This is a genomic window from Streptomyces puniciscabiei (assembly GCF_006715785.1).
In the GTDB taxonomy this organism is placed as follows: Bacteria; Actinomycetota; Actinomycetes; order Streptomycetales; family Streptomycetaceae; genus Streptomyces; species Streptomyces puniciscabiei.
In genome coordinates this window covers 1973924-1995526 of record NZ_VFNX01000001.1, presented here as the reverse complement: position 1 = coordinate 1995526, position 21603 = coordinate 1973924, and the positions used below count along the sequence as shown (strand labels likewise).

Annotated in this window: 9 protein-coding genes; 6 read left to right on the top strand and 3 right to left on the bottom strand. The window is 72.0% G+C overall.

Features of this window, described 5'->3' with window-relative positions; genetic code table 11:
- The first annotated feature begins 62 nt into the window (after positions 1–62).
- The 3 genes from FB563_RS08855 to FB563_RS08845 all read left to right on the top strand — a co-directional run bounded on the left by FB563_RS08855 (position 63) and on the right by FB563_RS08845 (position 11501).
- Positions 63–5498: a non-ribosomal peptide synthetase gene (locus FB563_RS08855; protein WP_055705534.1), complete on the top strand. Its 5436-nt coding sequence runs from the start codon at positions 63–65 to the stop codon at positions 5496–5498.
- 85 nt (positions 5499–5583) lie between these two features.
- A complete protein-coding gene (locus tag FB563_RS08850) occupies positions 5584–7047 on the top strand; it encodes an MFS transporter (protein WP_055705533.1) in 1464 nt (487 codons plus the stop codon).
- Positions 7048–7091: 44 nt separating this feature from the next.
- Positions 7092–11501, top strand: a complete 4410-nt coding sequence (locus FB563_RS08845; RefSeq protein WP_055705532.1) for a non-ribosomal peptide synthetase — start codon at positions 7092–7094, stop codon at positions 11499–11501.
- Here FB563_RS08845 and FB563_RS08840 read toward each other — a convergent pair.
- Positions 11491–12477: a helix-turn-helix transcriptional regulator gene (locus FB563_RS08840; protein ID WP_234357691.1), complete on the bottom strand. Its 987-nt coding sequence runs from the start codon at positions 12475–12477 to the stop codon at positions 11491–11493. The two genes, FB563_RS08845 and FB563_RS08840, sit on opposite strands and share 11 nt — an antisense overlap.
- A gap of 99 nt (positions 12478–12576) precedes the next feature.
- Here FB563_RS08840 and FB563_RS08835 point away from each other — a divergent pair, with 99 nt between their 5' ends.
- A complete protein-coding gene (locus tag FB563_RS08835; protein WP_055705530.1) occupies positions 12577–13317 on the top strand; it encodes an alpha/beta fold hydrolase in 741 nt (246 codons plus the stop codon).
- 19 nt (positions 13318–13336) lie between these two features.
- Here FB563_RS08835 and FB563_RS08830 read toward each other — a convergent pair whose 3' ends face one another.
- Positions 13337–14839, bottom strand: coding sequence for an aldehyde dehydrogenase family protein (locus FB563_RS08830; RefSeq protein WP_055705529.1), 1503 nt, complete (start codon positions 14837–14839; stop codon positions 13337–13339).
- Positions 14840–14946: 107 nt separating this feature from the next.
- On the opposite strand from FB563_RS08830, the gene FB563_RS08825 reads away from it, so the two are divergent.
- The gene (locus tag FB563_RS08825; RefSeq protein ID WP_055705528.1) at positions 14947–19581 is read left to right on the top strand and encodes a non-ribosomal peptide synthetase; all 4635 of its coding nucleotides are present in this window, start codon (positions 14947–14949) and stop codon (positions 19579–19581) included.
- 29 nt (positions 19582–19610) lie between these two features.
- Positions 19611–20882, top strand: coding sequence for a cation:proton antiporter (locus tag FB563_RS08820; RefSeq protein ID WP_055705527.1), 1272 nt, complete (start codon positions 19611–19613; stop codon positions 20880–20882).
- A gap of 39 nt (positions 20883–20921) precedes the next feature.
- On the opposite strand, the gene FB563_RS08815 is transcribed toward FB563_RS08820, so the two are convergent.
- The gene (locus FB563_RS08815; protein WP_055705526.1) at positions 20922–21557 is read right to left on the bottom strand and encodes a DUF2461 domain-containing protein; all 636 of its coding nucleotides are present in this window, start codon (positions 21555–21557) and stop codon (positions 20922–20924) included.
- Between the last annotated feature and the right edge of the window lie 46 nt (positions 21558–21603).

Below are 21603 nucleotides of genomic sequence, written 5' to 3'. Positions count from 1 at the left end.
CAGGGTCGCCGGCCCGATCACCGGAACGTGCTCGGCTGCTGGAGGCTCTCGCAGAGCGCCGGGTGAGCCGGCAGACCGGCATTCCTCGGCGGAACCCGGCCGGGGCGCTCGTCCCCGCCTCCTACGCGCAGGCCGGGCTGTGGATGGTCACCGAGCTGGAGCAGGGCTCGTCCGCGTACAACGTGCCGCTGCCCGTGTCGCTGCGCGGCCGCCTCGACACCGACGCGCTGCGCAGCGCGCTGACCGGGGTGGTCGAGCGGCACGAGGCGCTGCGCACCACGTTCACCGAGCAGGACGGCGTGCTGTACCAGGTCGTCGGCGCGCCCGCTCCGGTGCCGCTGCCGGTCCTCGACCTGACCGGCGCGGCTGACGGCGAGGTCTCCCGGCGGGTCGCCGCGTCGCAGGCGGCCCGGTTCGACCTGGGTGCCGGTCCTCTCCTGCGGGCGGAGCTGCTCCGGCTCGGCCCGGAGGCGCACCTGCTCCTGCTCACCGTGCATCACATCGCCTGCGACGGTTGGTCCGTACCGCTCCTGCACGCCGAACTGGCGGACCGCTACAACTCGGCGCTGCGCGGCGTCCCTTCGGCGCTGCCCCCGCTCCCCGTCCAGTACGCGGACTTCGCCTGCTGGCAACGAGACCGGCTCGACGCGGCGGAACTGGACCGTCTGACCGGCTACTGGCGTACCCGGCTCGATGGCGCGGAGATGACGCTGCCGACCGACCGCCCCGCCGGTCCGGCACAGACGGCCGAGGGCGACCTGTGCCGGGCGACGATTCCCCAGCCCACCGTGGACCGCCTCGACGAGATCGCCCGGGGAGAGGGCGCGTCCCGGTTCATGACCGTCGCCGCGCTGCTCGGTGTGCTGCTCACCCGCTACACGGGGCAGCGCGACCTGCTGTTCGGCTCCACCGTCGCCCAGCGTGAGCAGCCTGAACTGCGCCACCTGATCGGGCTGTTCACCAACGCGTTCCCGGTCCGTGCCGACCTCTCGGGAAACCCGACGTTCCGGCAGCTGCTCGCGCGTACGCGGCGCGACCTGATCGCCGACTACGAGGGCAGCGCGCTGCCGTTCGGACTGCTCGTCGACGCCCTGCGGACGGAGCGGTCCGGTACCCGGATGCCGCTGATCCGGGTTCACGTCCAGCTCGAGGAGTCGGACGGCGAGTCCACCGCGTACCAAAAGCTGCCGGCCTACGACGGACTGACTGCGGAGGGGCTCGTCCCGGAGCTGAGGGCCGCCAAGTTCGACCTCAACTTCATGGTGCGCGCCGACGCGGGAGCGCTCGTACTGGACCTCGTCTACGCCCGGGATCTGTTCGCCCCGGCGTCCGCCGATCGGCTCGCCGCGTTCTACGCGCGGGTGGCCGACGCGGTGGCGGCCGACCCGGATCTGGGGATCGAGGACCTCCTGCTGCCCGAGCCGCCGCGCCCCCCGGCCCGGGTGACCACGGCCGCGTCGGCCGCCGCCCCGGAGCTGGAGGCCGTCGAGAAGAAGGCGCCGGAGGCCGTCTCCTCCACGGCCCCGGAGATGCTGGAGCGAGTTCGCCACGCCTGGCAGGAAGTCCTGGGCACGGACGACGTGCAGCCGCACAGCGACTTCTTCGACCTGGGCGGCAACTCCTTCGCCGCGCTCAAGGTACGCCGGCTGCTCGGTGGCGACGTGCCGCTTGCCGCGCTGTTCCGCCACCGGACCGCCGCCGCGCTCGCCGCCTATCTGGCCGATGGGGCACGGCCGTCGACCGACCAGCTGCTCTGGCCACTCACCAGCGACGACTCCGAGGCCGACATCACCGTCATCGCGATTCCCTACGCCGGTGGGGCCGCGACCGCCTACCAGCCGCTCGCGGACGCCCTGCCGCCGCGGTTCCGGCTGTGGGCGGCGAGTCTGCCCGGACATGAAGGCGACGCCGGTGACTTCCTGGACTTCGACACGGCCGTCTCGCGACTGGTCGGCGAGGTCCAGGAGCGCGTGACCGGAGCCGTCATGGTCTACGGGCACTGCGCGGGCGCGTCCCTCGCGGTGGCGGTGGCCCGCGAACTCGAGGCCCGGGGCGCCGACCTGCGCGCCGTCCATGTCGGTGCCAGCCTGACCGACCCGGACGCCGAAGTGAATCTGGCCCGCGTCACCGACAGCTCCGGCGACGATTTCTACAGCTACATCAAGGCCATCGGCGGCTTCGACGGCCCGCTCGACGACGCCGATCGCGAGCAGGTGCTCGCCGCGGTACGGCACGACATGGAGGGCGCGACGAGGTTCCAGGCCGCAGCGCACAGCGCGCCGGGGTCACGGCTGCGCGCCCCGCTGCACTGCGTGCTCGGCACCGCCGATCCGGTCACCCCGGATCCGGAACACGGCTACCGCGGCTGGTCGGTGTTCGCCGACACGGTGCGGCTCGACCTTGTCGAGGGAGGCGGTCACTACTTCGCCCGGGACCATGCCGCGGAGCTGGCTGATGTCATCAGCGCGACGACCCCCGCCGGCCCGGCGACCCGGCTGCCGGTCATCTGTCTTCCGCACACCGGCGCCGGCGCGTCGTTCTTCCGCCCCTGGCAGGTTCACGGGGACGTCGAGATCATCGCGCCCGACCTGGCCGGGCACGACAAGCGGTTCGGCGAGCCGCCGCACCGCACGGTGGCCGCGGCCGCCGCCGACCTGCTGCCCCGGGTTCTCGCGGCCCTCGACGGCCGCGACGAGGCCGTGCTGGTCGGCCACTGCCTGGGCGGCACCGTCGCCTTCGAGCTGGCCGAACTGCTCCTCGGACACGGCGTGCGACTCCGGCATCTGATCATCAGCGGTACGCCCGGCCCCACGGTGCCCCGGCACCGGCGGACCACCGGGCTGCCGGACCGGGAATTCCTGGCACGGCTCGAGGAACTGGCCGGTTACGCCCACCCGGCGCTGGCCGACGCGGAGATGGCCGCCCTGCTGCTGCCGGTGCTCCGGGCCGACCAGGAGATGTACGAGAACTACCGGCGGACCTCGGTCACCCCTCTCGACGTGCCGATCACCGTGCTGCGCGGAGCGGCCGACGGTCTGGTGAGCGCTGCCGACTCGGCACGCTGGCAGGAGGCGACCACTCTGCCGCTGCGTTACATCGAGGTCGCCGGTGGCCACATGTACCTGGCGGACGATGCCGGCCCGGTCCTGGAGCTGATCGAGTGGCTGGCCGACGGCGTCGAGGACCGGATCGGCGCGCTGCTCGCCGCGACGTATCCGCGGCCCGACTGGGGGCTCTTGGATTCCGATGAACCGGCCGGTCCGAGCTCGCACGATCTGGGTTCGGTCCCACGGCACTGTGTGCTCGCGGCGGCCGCGGTCGTCCTCGGCAGGTACCACGGCCTGTCGGTCACCGTACTGGCGGTGCGCGAGAGCGCTACGGCGGAGCGCCCGGCTCTGGTCGCCTTCCCGACCGACCCGGCGACCCCGGTCGCCGACCTGCTCGCTGTCGCGGAGGACGCGCTCGAGGGGACGTGGCCTCGCTTCGGTCCCCTCCTCGCGGGGACGTTGGGCGACGGCGTTCCGATCGTCGAGGTCCGGTTCCACCAGGCGGCGGACGCCGGGTTCCCGCTCACCCTGACCGTCGGCACCGGCCTCACCACCGCCGTCCGCGGTGACTTGATCAGTCCGCGAGCCGCAGAGCAGTTCGGGCGTGCCGTCGCTCACGTCGCCACGCAACTGTTCGCCGGGGACGGCGAACTGGCCCGGCTCGAGCTGCTGGACGCGGCCGGCCGATCACGCGTCCGGCGACTGGGTACCGCGTGCGAAGCACCCGCTGAGCACCGGACGATCGACGAGCTCGTCGCCGCCCGCGCCGCCGAGAGGCCCGACGCCACCGCGATCACCGACCGCCACACCCGGCTCAGTTACGCCGGCCTGGACAAGGCCGCGAACCGGGTCGCCCGAGCGCTGCAGGAGCTCGGCGTCGAGCACGGCGACCGTGTCGGCGTCTGCATGGCCCGGGGCTGGGAGCTGGTGGTGGTACTGCTCGGGGTGTTGCGTGCCGGAGCGGCGTACCTGCCCATGGAGCCGGACAATCCGCCGGAGCGGCTGGCGCGGATGGTCGGCGCTGCCACCCCCCGGCTCGTCGTGGCGGCGTCGGCGGACTTCCCGGCCGGGCCGTATCGGACCGTGTCGCCCGCGTTGCTCGCCACCACCGCCGAACGGCAGCCGCCGACACCGCCGGCGCGCGCAGGTGAGGCGAGCGACGTGGCCTATGTCATCTGCACCTCGGGCTCGACCGGCACGCCGAAGCCGGTCGCGGTCGCGCACCGCAGCGTCACCGCGCTGATCGGCGGCACCGGGACCGAGTTCGGGTTCGCCGCCTCCGACGTCTGGGCGTTCTTCCACTCGGTCGCGTTCGACATGTCCGTGTGGGAGATCTGGGGCGCGCTGACCACGGGAGGCCGGCTGGTCGTGGTGCCGCGGCGGGTGACCCGCACCCCGGACGAGCTGCACCGGCTGCTCGCCCAGGAGCAGGTGACGGTGCTGAATCAGACGCCCACCGCCTTCGGCATGCTGATCGACGCCGATCGGGACGCCTCGCCCGGACTGGCGGTCCGCCTGGTCACGTTCGGCGGGGAGCCGCTCGACACCCGGGCGCTCCTGCCCTGGTTCCGGCGTCACCCGCCGGGCGTGTGCCGGCTGGTCAACCTCTACGGCATCACCGAGACGACGGTGCACAGCACCTGGATCACGGTGACGCCGGAGATCGCCGAGACGGCGTCCCGCTCGGTGGGCGTCCCGCTGCCGGGGGAGTCGCTGACCATCCGGGACCGGGTCGGCCGGCTCCTTCCGCTCGGCGTGCCGGGAGAGATCCACGTAGGCGGCGTGGGGGTGGCGCTCGGCTATCTCGGCCTGAGCGACCTGACCGCCGAACGGTTCGGTGTGGATCCGGACGGCACGCGGGTGTACCGGAGCGGGGACTACGGCCGGATGCTCCCCGACGGGACGGTCGAGCATCTCGGCCGGCTGGACGATCAGGTCAAGCTCCGCGGCTACCGGATCGAGCTCGGCGAGGTGCGGGCCGCGCTGCTCGCCGCGGACGGCGTCACCGCCGCGGCGGTGGTGGTCGGCGGCACGCCGGACGCCGCCCGTCTCGATGCCTATGTGGTGCCTGCCGGGGTGGACCCGCTGACGACACGGCGTCAGCTGCGGGCGCTGCTGCCCGAGTACATGGTCCCGGCCACGATCACCGCGCTCGACGCGTTGCCGTTGACGGTGAACGGCAAGCTGGACCGGGCGGGGCTGCCGCGGCCCGGCCTCGTTCCGGCATCCGACGTTCCGGCGGCGTCCGAGGGCCTGCTGATCGAGATCTGGGAGCAGCTCACCGGGCTGCGCGTACGTGGCGACGACAACGTCTTCGACGCGGGCGGCAATTCGCTGATCATCAGCAGGTTCGTCGCAGAACTGCACGCTCGGGGCCTGGCGCGGCCGACCGTCGGTGACGTCTACCGGCTGGCGACGCTGCGCGGCCTGGCCGGCAGCCTGCGAGGTTGATCAGCGTAACCGGCCGATAACCAGTCGTTCCTACCGTACCGAGCGTCCCACGACCATGACCGCGCGCGACGAACCAGGAGTGCAGATGGCTGGCCACACCGAGGCCGCACCGGCGCCGAATCCGCTTCGCTGGAAGGCTCTGATCGGGCTGGCTCTGGTCCAGTTCATCATCTTCCTCGACGCGACGAATGTGAACGTCGCGCTGCCCTCGATCCAGCGCGACCTGGACCTGACCCAGTCCCAGCTGACCTGGGTGGTCAACGCGTACCTGATCGCCGCGGGTGGTCTGCTGCTGCTCGGCGGCCGGCTCGGCGACCTCTTCGGGCGCCGCCGCGTGTTCACCGCGGGCGCGGCGCTGCTGGCCGTGTCGTCGCTCACCGCTGCCCTGTCCACCTCATCGGCCATGCTCATCGGGAGCCGGTTCGCGCAGGGCGTCGGTGAGGCGCTCGCGGCTCCTGCCGCCCTGTCCATGGTGGCGCTGTTGTTCACCGACGAGCGGGAGCGGACCAAGGCGCTGGGCATCTGGGGCGGGCTGGCCGGCCTGGGCGCCGCGTCGGGCGTTCTGCTGTCCGGAGTCCTCACCGACCTGGCCAGCTGGCACTGGGTGTTCTACATCGGGGTCCCGCCGTGCGTGATCTCGCTGGTGATGACCCTCAAGCTGGCGCCGGAGAGCAAGGAGACCGGTGGGGGCCGACCGAGCTGGCTCAGCGGCGTGCTGCTGACCGGCGGCATGATCGCCATCGTGCAGGGCCTGCTCACCGGCATCGTCCACCCCTGGAGCGGGCTCAAGGTGCTCGGTCCCCTGGTGGGCGGCGTCGTCGCCGTCGCCGTGTTCGCCGTCCTGCAGTTGCGCAGCGCGACGCCGCTCATTCCGCTGCAGTTCTTCACCAGCCGCACCCGACTGACCGGGTACGCGGGGCAGGCGTTCATGGCGGTCTCCACCTCGGCGATGTTCTTCCTCGTGGTGCTCTTCATGCAGCAGACCGTGCACTACTCGCCGCTGGAGAGCGGCCTGGCCTGGCTGCCGTACACCGTGCTGTTCATCCCTGGGCTGGTGATCTCCACCAAGCTGATGCCGGTGGCCGGTTCGCGCATCCTGCTGTCGGCGGGGCTGCTCGTCATCGGGGTCGGAATCTTCCTCTTCAGCCTGCTCGGCAGTGACGGCGGTTTCGTCACCGGACTGCTGCCGGGGATGGGGCTCGCCGCGTTTGGATCCGGCCTCGCGGCCCCCGCGCTCCAGCTGTCCGCGCTCGACGGTGTCTCTCCGGAGAACGCGGGCCTCGGCTCGGGTGTGCTGACGTCACTGCAGCAGCTCAGCCAGTCGTTCGGCCTGTCAGTGATCATCACGATCGGGCTGAGCCACGAGCGTTCGCTCCTCGCTTCGGGCACGGCGGCCGCGAAGGCGGCCGAGCAGGGCCGTTCGCTCTCCTTCGTGATCGCCGGCGCGGTGCTGGCGGTGGGCGCGGTCGTCTGTTACCTGATCACCCAGCACACGATCAAGCCCGCGGCAGAAGAGGACAAGACCGCGGCGGTGCCGAGCGCCGCTTAGCTCCTCGCCCGCTGTGCGTAGTACCCCGACGAGAGGAGTCAACCATGCGAAAGGCGCTCCACCAGCTCGCCGGGATGACGGCCGAGGAGCGTGCCGCGTTCCTCGGCCGCGCGCAGGCGGTCGGTCCGGCCGCCGCAGCCGTGGGCCACGAGCCGGCCGCCGCAGCCGTGGGCCACGAGCCGGCCGCCGCAGCCGTGGGTCCCGAGCCCGCCGCCTGGCCCGCCGGGCCGGGCCAGGCCCATCAGCTGTTCCTCGACCGGCTCTGGTCGGGAGACGGCGCTCCGTATGTGGTGCCCTTCGCACTCCGGCTGACCGGGCCGCTGTCGGTGCCCGTGCTGCGGCGGGCCCTTCAGGACGTCACCGAGCGGCACAAGGTGCTTGCCTGCCGCTTTCGGTTCGAGGACGGCACCGCCATGGCCGTCCCCGGGCCGCCGCCCGAGCTGTCCGTCGTGACGGTGCCGGGCGCGACGGAGGCCGAGCGGCAGCGGGCGGCGTTCGCGTACGCCGAGGAGCGGGCCCGCCTCCGGTTCGACCTGGAGAACGGTCCGGTGGTCCGCAGCGAGCTGATCTCGCTCGCGTCGCAGGACCACCTGCTGTTGTGGATCGTGCATCACATCGCCGCCGACGGCTGGTCGGTCGGGGTGCTCATGGAGGAACTGAGCGCGGCCTATCGGGCTCGGTCGGCCGGTACCGCTCCTGTGCTGCCGCCGCTGACCGAGCAGTTCGCGGACTTCGCCGCCTGGCAGTGGCGTCGTCTCGACGAGGCCGACGACCGGATCGAGGCCTGCCGGGCCCGGTTGGCGGGAGCCGCGCCGGCGTTCGTCCCCGCCGATCGTGAGCGCCCCGCGGTGCAGACCTTCAACGGCCGGAGCATTCCGTTCCATCTGCCCCCGGCGGTCGCCGCGGACCTGCGTGCCCTGGCCAGGCAGCGCGGTGGCACGCTGTTCCCCGTCATGCTGGCGGCCCTGCACGTGCTCGTCACCCGGTACAGCGGGCTGGACGACGCGGTCATCGGGGCCGTGGTGTCCGGGCGCGTACGGCCGGGTACCGAGGCGCTGATCGGCCCGTTCGCCAACACGCTGCCGATGCGGATCGACGCCACCGGCGAACCGCGGTTCGGCGAGCTGGTCGATCGGGTCCAGGACGCCATCCTGGCCGGAATGGCGGACCAGGACCTGCCGTTCGGGTCGCTCGTCCAGAGGCTCGGCGGCGCTCGTGACACCAGCCGGAACCCGCTCTACCAGGTGCTGTTCAGCATGGGGAGCCTGCCGCTCGGAGACGCGGAGGTACCGGTCACCCCCAAGCTGAGCCTGCGTCCGGTGGCCTTCTCCAACAACACCGCACGGCTGGATCTCGAGCTCACCGTGGAACAGTCGGGCGACGGCCTCGGCGGACGGCTCGACTACAACACCGATCTCTACGAGGGTCCGACGGCCGAGCGGCTGCTCGAGCAGTACGCCACCCTGCTGGCCGGCATCGCGACGGAGCCCGACCTGCCGATCGGGCGGTACCCGCTGGAGCCCGAGGCCGCGCGCCTTGTGGCGTTGCGGACGGCCGCCGTGCCGACGCGGCCGGCGTTCGCGTCCACGTTCGGTGAGCTGTTCGCCCAGCAGGTCGCACTGCGGCCACACGCGCCCGCGGTGCGCTGCGACGGCGCGGTGCTCAGCTTCGCGGAGCTCGACGCGGCGTCGGACGCCATTGCCGCGGCGGTCCGGGAGCGGATCTCCGGCACCGAGCCTGTGGTGGCCGTGGGCACAGGCCGGTCGATCGAGTTGCTGCCGGCCGTGCTCGGGATCTGGAAGGCCGGCGGCGTGTACCTGCCGCTGGAGTTGGAGTATCCGCCGGAGCGGCTCGCCTACCTGCTGACCGACAGCGGCGCGCAACTGATGCTGACCGCGGGGGCCGAACTGCCGGACTTCGACGGTCAGGAGCCCCCGTCGCTCGACGTCCGCGAGCTGCCACGCCGTACGCCCTCCCGGTCCTCGGTACCCGAGGATCCGGACCGTCTCGCGTACATCATGTACACCTCGGGTTCGACGGGGCGTCCGAAGGGTGTCGCGGTCACGCACCGCAGTCTGGGGAACTTCCTCGCCGCGATGGCCGAGCTCGAGGTCATGAGCGTGAACGACGTGACCCTCGCCCTGGCCAGCCTCCCGTTCGACGGCTCGGTGATCGAGCTGTTCCTGCCGCCGGCCGTCGGTGCGACGGTGACCGTGTGCCAGCGTGCGGACGCCCGGGACGCGCGCCGGCTGGCGGCCCTGCTCCAGGGCGTGACCGTGCAGCACGGCACACCGTCCACGTGGCGGATGCTGCTCGACGCCGGCGCCGACCTGTCCGGGCTGCGCTCCGCGCTCTCCGGGGGAGAGGCGCTGCCTCCCGAACTCGCGGACGAACTCCGCGCCGCCGTCGGTCACGTGTGGAACCTGTACGGTCCCGCGGAGACGACGGTCTACTCGCTGGCGCAGCGGTGGGACGGCAGCGCCGTACCGCTGATCGGCCCGCCGATCGCCGGGACGACCGTGCACGTCCTCGACGACGAGCTCCGTCCGGTGCCGCCCGGTGTGCTGGGGGAGCTGTGCATCGGCGGTGCCGGCCTCGCCCGCGGTTACGTCAACGCGCCGGAGCTGACCGCCGAGCGTTTCGTGAGGCATCCGGTGACCGGCGAGCGGCTGTACCGCACCGGCGATCTCTTCCGGCGGCACGCCGACGGCTCGCTCACCTGCCACGGGCGCAAGGACCACCAGCTGAAGATCCGCGGACACCGGGTCGAGCCCGACGAGACAGCGGTGGCGCTGGAGCGCGACGACCGGGTGCGTGAGGCCGTGGTCCTCGGCAGGGAGTTCGGCGACGGCGACCGGCGGCTCGTGGCGTTCGTCCGGCTCGCGGACGGCGTGACGACCAGTGAGTCCGAGCTGAAGGACGCCGTACGCGCCTGGCTGCCCTCGTACATGGTTCCGGCCCGGATCGTCGCCGTGCCGGAGTTCCCGCACAACTCCAGCGGCAAGGTGGACCGGCGCGCACTGGCGGAGCGGGACCTGGCGGACACCGTGCTTGCCCAGGGCGCCGACGACGTGCCGGTCACCCCGACCCAGGAATGGCTGGCCGCGCTCTGGGCCGAACTGCTGGAGCGTGAGCGGGTCGGTATCCACGAGGACTTCTTCGGTGCCGGTGGACACTCCCTTCTCGCGGTCACGATGCTGCACCGGGTCGTGACCGCTCGCGGCGCCTCGGTCGGCCTCGGCGCCTTCCTCACCACTCCGACCATCGCAGCGCTGGCGACGCTCATCGACGGCGAGAACGCCACCGACGAACTCGAGCGCCAGGTCGACGCCATGAGCGACGACGAGGTGGCGGCGCTGCTTGAAGAACTCGAACAGTCCGAACCGACCCAGAAGCAGGAGAGCCACACCACTATGGCGATCTCTTCCGAAGACGAGGCCTACCAGCGGTTCCTGCTCGTCGCGCACGGCCACACGTTGTTCAACGCCGTCGTCGCGGGCCTGGAGCTGGACGTGTTCGGGCACCTGTCCGCGCACCCGCGGGCCACTCTCGACGAACTCGCGGACCAAGCCGACATCGCACCGCACAAGATGCGCATCCTGCTCGCCTCGCTGTGCGCGATCGACCTCCTGGTCAGAACCGACGGGCGGTACAGCAACGCGCCGGTCGCGGAGCGGCTGCTCGCACCGCGAGGCCCGGAGAGCTGGCGCAACATCTTCCTCTCCCGGCACCGCACCGACTACGCCGGAATGGCCCACACCACCCAAGCGCTGCGCTCGGGCACCAATGAGGGGCTGAAGGTGCACGAGGGGGAGGGCGGGTCGGTCTACGAACGGCTCGGCGCGGACCCGGAGACCGAGGCGATCCTGCACCAGTCGATCGCCGCTTTCGCCCACCAGGAGATGCAGGGCCTGCTGCGCACGGCCGGCCTCGAGGGCACCGGGCACCTGCTCGACGTCGGCGGGGGCAGCGGCGCCAAGGCGGCCGCCATCGCCGGGCACTGTCCGGGCATCACGGTCACGGTGTTCGACCTGCCGTCGGTGACGGAACTCGCCGCGCGCAAACTGCCGGCCGGCCTGGACGGCCGGGTGCGCTTCGAGCCGGGCGACATGTTCATCGACCCGTTCCCGTCCGGCATGGACGCCATCCTGTTCAGCAGCGTGCTCGACGTCTTCGACGCACAGCGGGTGGAGACGCTGCTCGCCAAGGCCTACGAGGCGCTCGGCCCCGGCGGCCGCGTGTTGATCTACTCGTGCAACACGGCGGCGGACGAGGCGGGCGGGATCATCGCCACCTCACTGTCGCTGTTCCTGAACGTGATCGCCACGGGTGAGGGCATGGCGTACCCGGTCGCCGACTACGAGCGGATGCTGCGCAAGGCCGGTTTCGACCAGGTCAGCGCCGTCGGGGGACTGCCCATGGAGCATGCCATGATCACGGCCGTCAAGGGCTGAACGGCGTGTCTGCCGTCCCCGTGCGGGCGGCGTAGGAGGCGAGCCGGTCGGACAGCCGCGCGAGGGCGTCGCGGAGCTCGGCCGGCTGGTGGATGGTGAAAGGACAGCCGAGGCCGGCCAGATAGCCGGCCATGGTGTCCAACCGCTCCGCGCGCGTGTCCAGCAGAATTCCCTCGGAGGTCTGGATGAGGGTCGCCGCGGTCGGTGGGATGCGACGGGCGGCCTGTTCGAGGGTGGTGTGCAGGAGCACCCGGACCTGGTGCCTGCCGGCGACCTCGCCGAGGGACTCGGTGACCTGCGCGGCCGGGTCGAAACCGGGCGGGGGCGCGGCGGCCTGCGGGTCCGCGGCGGGCCGGAGGGAATCGATGCGGTCGATGCGGAACACCCGGATCGCCGCGCGGCGCGAGTCCAGACCCGTCACGTACCAGCGACCCGAGTGGAAGACCAGGCCGTAGGGGTCCAGGTCGCGTTCGGAGGTCTCGCCCCGCCACGAGCGATACGTGATGCTGACCCGGCGACGATCGCGTGCCGCGGCGGCGAGATCCAGGGCGATCCGGGAGTCGGGCGCGGTGACGGGCTCAGGGTGGGGACTGAAGGCGAGTGTGTCGCGCAGGGCGGCGACCCGGTCCGCGACAGCGGCGGGCAGCACCCGGTTGATCTTGGCGAGGGCGCTCTCCGTCGAGCTTCCGGGCGGACCGGGACAGCCGACCAGCAGCCCCAGGATGACCGCGCCGGCCTCACCGTCGGTGAGCGTGAGCGGGGGCAGCCGGAAGGCCGGCGGCAGCCAGTAACCGCCGTAGCGTCCGCGATCGGCCGTGACCGGAATGCCGAGATCGGCGAGGTGAGCGGCGTAGCGGCGTACGGTCCGCTCGTCCACGCCGAGCCGCTGCGCCAGGTCGCGGCCACTGATGCCCGGCCGGTCCTGCAGAAGCTCCAGCATCGCCAGGACGCGCGTCGTGGGTCGCTCCTTCGGCACAGCCTTCTCTTCCCTCGCCGGCTTATCCGGACCGATTCCGCCCGGATACAAGGCTACCTTCGGTGCGTCAGAAAGCGTGGCAGAGCAAGGAGAACGTAGATGTCGACATACGTGCTGGTTCCCGGGTTCTTCTTCGGCCCCTGGGTCTGGGAGGACGTGGGCAGGCTGCTGGAGGACGCCGGGCACCAGGTCAGGGTGGTGTCGCTGACCGGGCAGGGCGAGCGGGCCGGTGAGGCGACTCCCGAGGTGAGCGTCACCACCCATGTCGCCGACATCGTCGACGCGATCGGCGACCTGAGCGACGTGGTGCTGGTCCTGCACAGCGGTGCGACGACCGCGGGTACGGCGGCCGCCGACCGGGTACCGGAGCGGCTGCGCCGGATCGTCTACGTCGACACGGCCCCGTTCCCGGACGGAATGGCGCAGATCGAGTTCCTTCCGCCCGAGGTACAGGAGGAGCAGCGGCGGCAGATCGAGACGGAGGGGCAGGGGTGGCTGCTGCCGGCCCGGCCGTTCGACGAGGACGACCAACTGCGGGACCCGGTCGCCCTGGCCGAACTCTCGGCGCGGGATCTGGCGCTGATGCGCGAGCACGCCTCGGCGCAGCCCGCCGCGATGGTGCTGCGGCCCGCGCGCAGGCCCGCCGAGATCCCGGACACCCCCCGCACCCTGGTCGCCTGCACCTTCTCGGTCGAGCAGGTGCAGGCCATGGTGGCGGCGGGCGTCCCGGCCTTCTCGATGCTGGCCGGTCAGGACTGGACCATGATCGGGCTGCCGACCGGGCACTGGCCGATGCTGTCGCGGCCCAAGGAGCTGGCGGAGCTCCTGGCCGGGCTCTGACGGCCGCCCGGCCGCACGCTCAGCGCGCTGTGGAGCTGAGCTTGAGGCCGGCCTCGCCCTCCTCGGTGAGGGGAAGCTGGATCGCCTTGGTCTCGCAGAAGGAGGCCAGACCCCAGGCGCCGAGTTCGCGGCCGTTGCCCGAGCTCTTGTATCCGCCGAAGGGTGCGCGCATGTTGAACGGGGCGCCGTTGATGTCCACCCGGCCGGTGCGCAGCTGCGCGGCGATCGAGGTGGCGTGCTCGACGTCCTGCGACCACACCGCGCCGGACAGGCCGTAGTCGGTGTCGTTGGCGATCCGGACCGCCTCGTCCTCGTCCCGGTAGGGCAGCACCACGACGACCGGGCCGAAGACCTCCTCGACGACCGCCCGTGCCCGTGGCGGCAGGCCGGCGAGCACCGCGGGGGTCAGGTAGCTGCCGCCGGCCGCCCCGGGAGGGACCTCGCCGCCGGTGACCAGGGTCGCGCCGCCGGCGATCGCGTCGTCCAGGATGCCGCGCACGCGCTCGACGGCGTCGTGGTGGATCAGCGGTCCGACCTGGGTGGCCGGGTCCCAGGGGTCACCGACGCGCAGGGCCCCGGCCGTCTCGGCCGCGATCGCCACGGCCTCGTCGTACCGGTGGGCCGGCACCAGGAGACGGCTCCAGGCGAAGCACACCTGGCCGGTGTTGAAGTTCGCCTGTTGCACGGTCGCGGTCACCGCGGCGCGAAGGTCGGCGTCGGGCAGCACGATCGAGGCGCTCTTGCCGCCCAGTTCCAGGTTGACCCGCGCGGCTCGGGACGCGGCCAGCTCGGACACCCGGCGTCCGGCGCGGATCGAGCCGGTCAGGGAGACGACGTCGATCTCCGGGTGGGCGGCCAGCGCCTCGCCGGCCTCCGGACCGGTCCCGCACACCAGGTTGAACACACCGGGCGGCAGGTCGGTCCGCGCGAGCAGCTCGGCCAGCAGGTAACTGCTCAGCGGCGCCAGTTCGCTGGGTTTCAGCACCACGGTGCAGCCGGCCGCCAGCGCGGCCGGGATCTTCTGCAGGTTCAACGCCACCGGCGCGTTCCACGGTGTGATGCAGCCGGTGGCCCCGGCGGCCTCGGAGCGGACCAGGGAGTTGCCGATCCGCTGCTCCCAGGCATGCTCGCGGGCGGCTTCGACACAGGAGCGGAGGGCCCCGAGGCCGAAGGAGACCTGGGCGTGCCGGGCCAGGGTCACCGGCATCCCGGTCTCCGCGGTCAGCACGCCGGCCACGGTGTCGGCGTGCTCGTCGAGCAGTTCGGCGAGCCGGTCGAGGTACCGGAGGCGTTCCGTGAGTGGTGTTCTCGACCAGGCGGGGAAGGCCCGGGCGGCGGAGGTGACGGCCGCGTCCACATCGGCCTGCCCGCCGGCGGGCACCTCCGCGAGGGTGAGACCGGTCGCAGGATCGACGACAGCGAGGGCGTGGTCGGACTTCGTGGCGCGCCAGTCGCCGTCGATCCACTGGACCGAGCGTGAACGACGGGCCGCGGCGGGAATCGCGGCGCTCGTATTCTCCATGGGCGCAGGATCGACCGCGCTGGTTATCAGCCGGTGACGTAACCCCGGGGTAACTGCGATTCCTACAGTCGGACCTTGTTGTCCGCCGTCACGTTCGAGGAGTCGCGATGACGACCACTGTCCCGGGGGACAGCACGATCCGCACGCCCGACGGCAGCGCCGCGGCCGCCGGCGAGACGGTCGGGCTGCCGCCTCTGGTGCCGGATCCGGGCGCCGCCGGTGAGCCGTTCCCGCTGACTCCTACCCAGCAGGCGCTGTGGGTCGGCCGGGCGGACGCCGTCGAACTGGGCAATGTCGGCTGCTACGGGTACTTCGAGTGGGAGCGCGACGAACTGGACCTGTCCCGGTACCGCCGTGCCTGGGAGCGGCTGGTCGAGCACCACCCCGGGCTGCGCACCGTGGTACGACCGGACGGCAGCCAGGTCGTGCTCGAGCAGCCGGGGCCGGTGCCGATCACGGTCGACGATCTGCGCGATGATCCGGAAGCGGCCCGGCGGCTGGAGGAGAGCCGCGCCGAAGGAGGCCATCGGAGACTCGACCCCGGAACCTGGCCGATGTTCGACCTCCGGGTGGTGCGGCTGTCCGACCGGGTCCGCGTGCAGCTCGGCATCGATCTCCAGTTGATGGACGCGAGCAGCCTCTTCCTCACTCTCTTTCCCGACCTGATCGCGCTGTACGAGGACCCGGACGCGGAGCTGGCACCGCAGCGGCTCGCGTTCCGGGACTTCGCCCTGTGGCTGGACGAGGAGGTGCGCGGGGGAGCGCGGTGGCAGGCCGACTGGCGCTACTGGCAGGAGCGCATCGACGAGCTGCCGCCCGCGCCCGACCTGCCGGCGGCGCGGTACACCGCGGAGGGACCGGGCCAGTTCGAGCGGTGCACGGTCCGCTATCCCGCGGAGGAGTACGCGGTGTTGCGCAAGCGGGCCCGCGATCATCACCTCACCGAGACCGAATTGCTCGTCGGCGTCTTCGCCGAGGTGATCCGGGGATGGAGCTCCGAACCCGCGTTCACCCTCAACGTGCCGGTCTTCCAGCGGTTCGACGTGCCCGGCATCGAGGACGTGATCGGGGACTACACCAACGCGATCCTGCTCGAGGTCCGCCCGACGGGGCAGACCGTGGCCGAGCGGATCGTCGGCCTGGCCGCTCAGCTGCGCGACGACATCCGGCACGCGAGCGTGAACGGCGTGGACGTGCTGCGTGAGCTGGCCCGGCGCCGGGGTCTCACCGCCGCGTCCATGCCGGTCGTGGTGACCAGCCTGCTCGGGCTGCCGCTCGCCCGGTCGATCAGCGAGTTCGGCGCCGAGGTGCACTCGATCACGCAGACCCCGCAGGTTTCGCTGGACTTCCAGATCCGTGAGGAGGACGGGGAGCTCCGGCTGGTGTGGGACTACCGGTCCGGGGCTTTCGCGCCCGGCCTCGTCGAGGACGCGTTCGAGGCGTTCCGGAACCTGATCGGGCGGATGCTCGCGGACGAGCCGGGCCACGGCGTCTGGAACGCCCCGCACCTCGACCTGCGCAACAGGCGTGACCGGGCGGTCTGGAACGAGGTCAACGACACCGCCGAGCCCGTACCCGCCGTGCTTCTCCAGGAGCGGTTCTTCGCCCAGGCACGGCGGACGCCCGACGCGGAGGCCGTCGTGGCGCCCGACCGGCGGCTGACTTACGCGGAGCTGGCCGACCAGGCGTACCGCATCGGAAACGGGCTGCGCGAGCAGGACGTCCGGCCCGGGGACCTGGTCGGCGTGGTGATGGAGAAGGGCTGGGAGCAGTACGCGGCCGTCTACGGCATCCTGGCCGCCGGCGGCGCCTACCTGCCGCTCGACGCGGCGGCACCACGGGCGCGGATCGCCCGGCTGCTGGAGTCGGCCGAGGTGAGCATCGTCCTCACTCAGTCCCGCCTGGCAGACTCGCTCGACCTGCCGGCCGGGATGACCGTGCTGCGCGCCGACACCGACTTCGAGACCGCGTCCACCGAGCCGCTCACCGCTGTCCAGGGACCGGACGACCCGGCCTACGTCATCTACACGTCGGGATCCACCGGGGATCCGAAGGGCGTCGTGGTCGGCCATCGCGGTGTGGCGAACCTGGTGCGGGACGTGCAGCGGCGGTTCGCCGTCACCTCGGCGGACCGCCTCCTGGCGATCTCCGGGCTGCACTTCGACGCGTCGATCTACGATGTCTTCGGCCCGCTGGGCTGCGGAGCCGCGGTCGTCCTTCCGCCGCCGTTCCAGCGCGCCGAACCGGACGTCTGGGTCGATCTGGTGCGCGACGAGCGGGTGACGATCTGGAACTCCGTACCGGTGTTGATGGAACTGCTGGTCGGCGAGGCGGAGACCCGAAGCGACCGGGTGCTCGGCACACTCCGGCTGGCGGTGCTGTCCGGTGACTGGATTCCGCTGAACCTGCCCGATCGGGCGCGCGCCCAGGCATCCGGGCTGCAGGTCGTCGGCTCAGGCGGTCCCACCGAGACCATCTGCTGGTCGCTCTTCTACCCGATCGGCGCGGTGGATCCGGAATGGACGAGCATCCCCTACGGAAAACCGATCGCCAATCAGCGGTACTACATCGTGGACCGGGACCTGCGGCCGCGCCCGACCTGGGTCCGCGGGGAGATGGCCGTGGCGAGCCCGGTGGGCCTGGCCATCGGCTACCTCGGCGACCCGGAGCGCACCGAGGCCAAGTTCGTCACGCTTCCGACGACCGGCGAACGCGCCTATCTGACCGGGGACTTCGGCCGCCTGCTGCCGGGCGGTGACATCGAGATCCTCGGCCGGGAGGACTTCCAGGTCAAGGTCGCCGGACAGCGGATCGAGCTCGGCGAGATCGAGGCGGTCCTGAACCGTGTCGACGGGGTGCGGACCGCGGTCGTGACGGCGCCGCGCAGCAGCGCCGACGTGGTCCGACTGCAGGCCTTCGTGGTGCCGGAGACGAGCGCGAACCTGAGCGCCGACGCGCTGCGGGCGTACCTGTCCGAGGAACTGCCCGCCGTCATGGTGCCCGCCGCGATCAGGCTGCTTCCCGAACTTCCGCTCACCGCCAACGGAAAGGTCGACCGCCTGGCGCTCGCGACTCTCGCGGCCGCCCCGGAACCGGAACAGCCGGCCGAACCCGAGCCGCCGGCGGACGCCGGGCTGCTGGCGGAGCTCGTCGCCGCCTGCGTGGGGGAGATCCTCGGACTTGACGATGTCCCCACCACCGGCAACTTCTTCCGGCTGGGCGGCGACTCGCTGAGCGGCACCCGGCTGGCCGCCCGGCTGCAGGAGTTGCTCGGCGCCCCCGTACCGGTCCGCACGGTGTTCGGCAATCCGGTGATCTCCGACCTCGCGTCGTTGATCGCCGCCGATCCGGACGCCGGGCCGCAGGCGCTGCGGGTCGCCCACTTGCTGCACACCCTGGAGGAGCCCGACGAGGAGCCCGCCGCCGTGGCGGAGCGGCCCCCGAGCGCGCTGGCCGAGGACGACCCGGATCTGGCGGACCTGCTCGCACGCGAGGACATCCGGCAGCAGGACACCCTGGTGCTGGTCGCCTCCTCCAGCGTGGCGCCGCCCTCGGTACTGGCCTGTGCGGGCTCGTCGCTGGCCAACCTGACCACGGAGGGGTATCCGGGCCGCCGCTACCACGCGGGCGCCGAGATCGCCGACGAGGTCGAGCGCCTCGCCATCAGCCGGGCCTGCGCGCTCTTCCAGGCCCGGGCCGCGAACGTCCAGCCGCACTCGGGATCCTCGGCCAACCTCGCGGTACTCATGGGGCTGCTGGAGCCGGGCGACACCATTCTCGGACTCGACCTGGACTGCGGCGGGCATCTGTCGCACGGCTCGGCCGCCTCGGTCACCGGACGCTACTTCCACTCCGTCTGCTATCGCACGGGCGATGACGAACGGCTGGATTACGAGCAGATCGCCGCGCTGGCCGGCGAGCACCGGCCGAAGGTCGTCATCGCCGGCGCCAGCGCCTACCCCAGGGAGATCGACTTCGCCCGGTTCCGGGAGATCGCCGACACGGTGGGCGCGTACCTGATCGCCGACATCTCACACATCTCCGGTCTGGTGGCCACCGGGCTGCACCCGAGCCCGATCGACCACGCCCATCTGACCACCACCAGCACCTACAAGCAGCTCTACGGGCCCCGAGGCGGCCTGATCCTGCTCGGTCGGGACGCGGACGCGCCCGGACCGGACGGCCGGGTGCCGCTGCGGAAGCTCGTCGACGGCGCGGTGTTCCCGCTCGTGCAGGGCACGCCCGATCTCGGCAACGTGGCGGCCAAGGCGCGAGCGCTGCACGCGGCCGCCCAACCCGCCTTCCGTACCGTGATGGAGCTGGTGCTCGACAACGCCACCGCCATCGCCGATCAGCTCAAGCGCCGCGGCCTGCGGGTAGTGACGGACGGCACCGACACGCACATGGTCCTCGCCGACCTGCGACCCCACGGGGTCACCGGCGCCGACGTCGAGGAGGCCCTGGAAGCCTGCGGGATTCTGGTCAACCGAAACCGGGTGCCTGGCGACGACACACCGCCGCGGGTGACCGGAGGGATCAGGCTCGGCACCAACACGCTGGCGGCGCGGGCCGTCCCGCCCGAGACGGCCGCTCTGTGCGCGGACCTGATCGCGGACGTGGTCGAGGAACTGCGCACCGCCGGTGCCGTACACCCGGCGGTGGCCGCCAAGATCCGGGCCGAGGTCCGCCGGATCTGCGCCGAGCACCCCATCCCCGGATACCCCGATGACCGCGATCGATGACACCGTGAACGTACGCCGGGAGGCCGCAGGTGAGCGTTGAGGCCGTCACCGCCTACGTGATGGGCGACATCGCCGTCATCCTGCTGATCTCCTCGCTGCTCGGCGGGCTGGCCAGACGTTTCGGCCAGCCCGCGGTCATCGGGCAGATCCTGACCGGGGTGGTGCTCGGCCCGACCCTGCTGGGCCGGCTCCCGGGGCACCTGACCGGCAGGCTGTTCCCGCCCCAGGTCCTGCCGTACCTGAGCGTGCTCGCCCAGGTCGCCATCGTCACCTTCATGTTCGTGGTCGGCTACGAGCTCAACCTCCGGGCCCTGCGCAAGAGCAGCAGGACGACGCTGTCGGTGGCGGCCGCGGCCCTGCTCGTCCCGATGGGCCTGGGCGCGGTCGCGGTCCTCCTCATGCCGTCCGCCTTCGCCTCGGTGGGCGAACACGACATCGGCTCGCGCTCCTTCGTGCTGTTCATGGCCGTCGCGGTGTCGATCACCGCGCTGCCCGTGCTGGCGGCCATCGTCCGGGAGGCCGGGTTCGCCGGCACGCGCGCCAGCCTGATCGCGCTGTCCGCCGCCGGTGTCATGGACGTGGCCGCCTGGACCGCACTCGCCGCGGCGATGCCGGGCGGGTCGCACGGCCTGTCGGCGTGGCTGACCGCCTTCCTGGCCGCCGGTCTCGTGCTGGGCGGCGCCTTGCTCGTCCGTCCGCTGCTGCGCTGGTGGATCCACCGGCCCGGCAGCATGTTCACCCATCAACTGCCCATGGCGATCGTCCTGACGATGGGCTGCGCCTGGGCCACCTCCGAACTGGGCCTGCACGCGGTCTTCGGCGGAATCCTGGCCGGGCTGCTCATGCCGCGCCGCGACGACGTGCCCGACGCCGACGTCCTGCGGGCGATGGAGGGAGCTTCCGCGCTGCTGCTGCCGCTGTTCTTCGTGGTGACCGGGCTCTCCCTGAACATCGGCGCGATCAACCGAGCCGGCGTGCTCCTGCTCGGCCTGATTCTGATGATCGCGGTCGCGGGCAAACTGGTGCCCGGCTATCTGACGAGCCGGCTGAACGGCCTGGACAAGCGCGAGTCGGCCACCGTCGCGGCGCTGCTCAACACCCGCGGGCTCACCGAGCTCATCGCGCTCAACGTCGGCCTGAGCGCCGGGATCATCCATGAACGGCTCTTCGCCGTCCTGGTCCTGATGGCCCTGATCACGACGGCCACGACCAGCCCGCTGCTGACTCTCCTCGCCGTGCCTCGCCGTCCGGTGTCCGCCCCCGACGAAGCAGTCCCGTCCGCCGGCCGCAAGGAGACCTGAGTCCCGGCCCGAGGGCCGGGGCTCAGGCGACGTTCGTCGTCACCGGGCGTGTGGGCAGACGTGGGTGGAGATCCAGTCCAGCGTCGGGCGGAGTTCGCGCCAGGTCTGGGCCACCCACTGGGCCGCCGACGGCCGGCCGGCAGCGGCTCGGTCGCAGCTGCGGCCGATGTCCAGCGTTCGGTGACGCAGCAGCCCCACGCGCGGGTGGTCGGCCGGGATCCCGCGGGGCCTGGTCTGCAGCATGACCCCGCCCATGGTGAATCCGGACTTCTCCAGGCCGTCCACGAGCAACTGCAGTTCCCCGCCCCGCTCTTCGGCCACCACCGAGCGGTACGCGGTCGTCGCCTGAGGGGCGCGCGAGTAGTACCGTCCGGTGGCGTGCAGACCCTCGGCATCGAGGTGGAGCCAGAAGCCGAGGCCTGGTTCGAGATCCACCAGCGCGCCCTGGTAGGTCTTGTACGGCGACTTGTCGTTGGACGCCCGGGTGTCTCGCTGGGGCCGCAGCATCCGGAGCTCGCCGAACTCCGGGGACAATTCCGCGACCAGGTCCGCCATCGGTTCGCGGACGGCACGCTCGTAACGGTCGCGGTGCTGTCGCCAGAACGAGGTCGAGTTGTCCAGGGCGAGCTCTCGGAAGAAGCGGAACGCCTCGTCCGGAATTCCGGTGAAGGCCATGGGAGTTGATCCTGCTTTCGTACCGGCAGTCATTGCCGTCAATCCA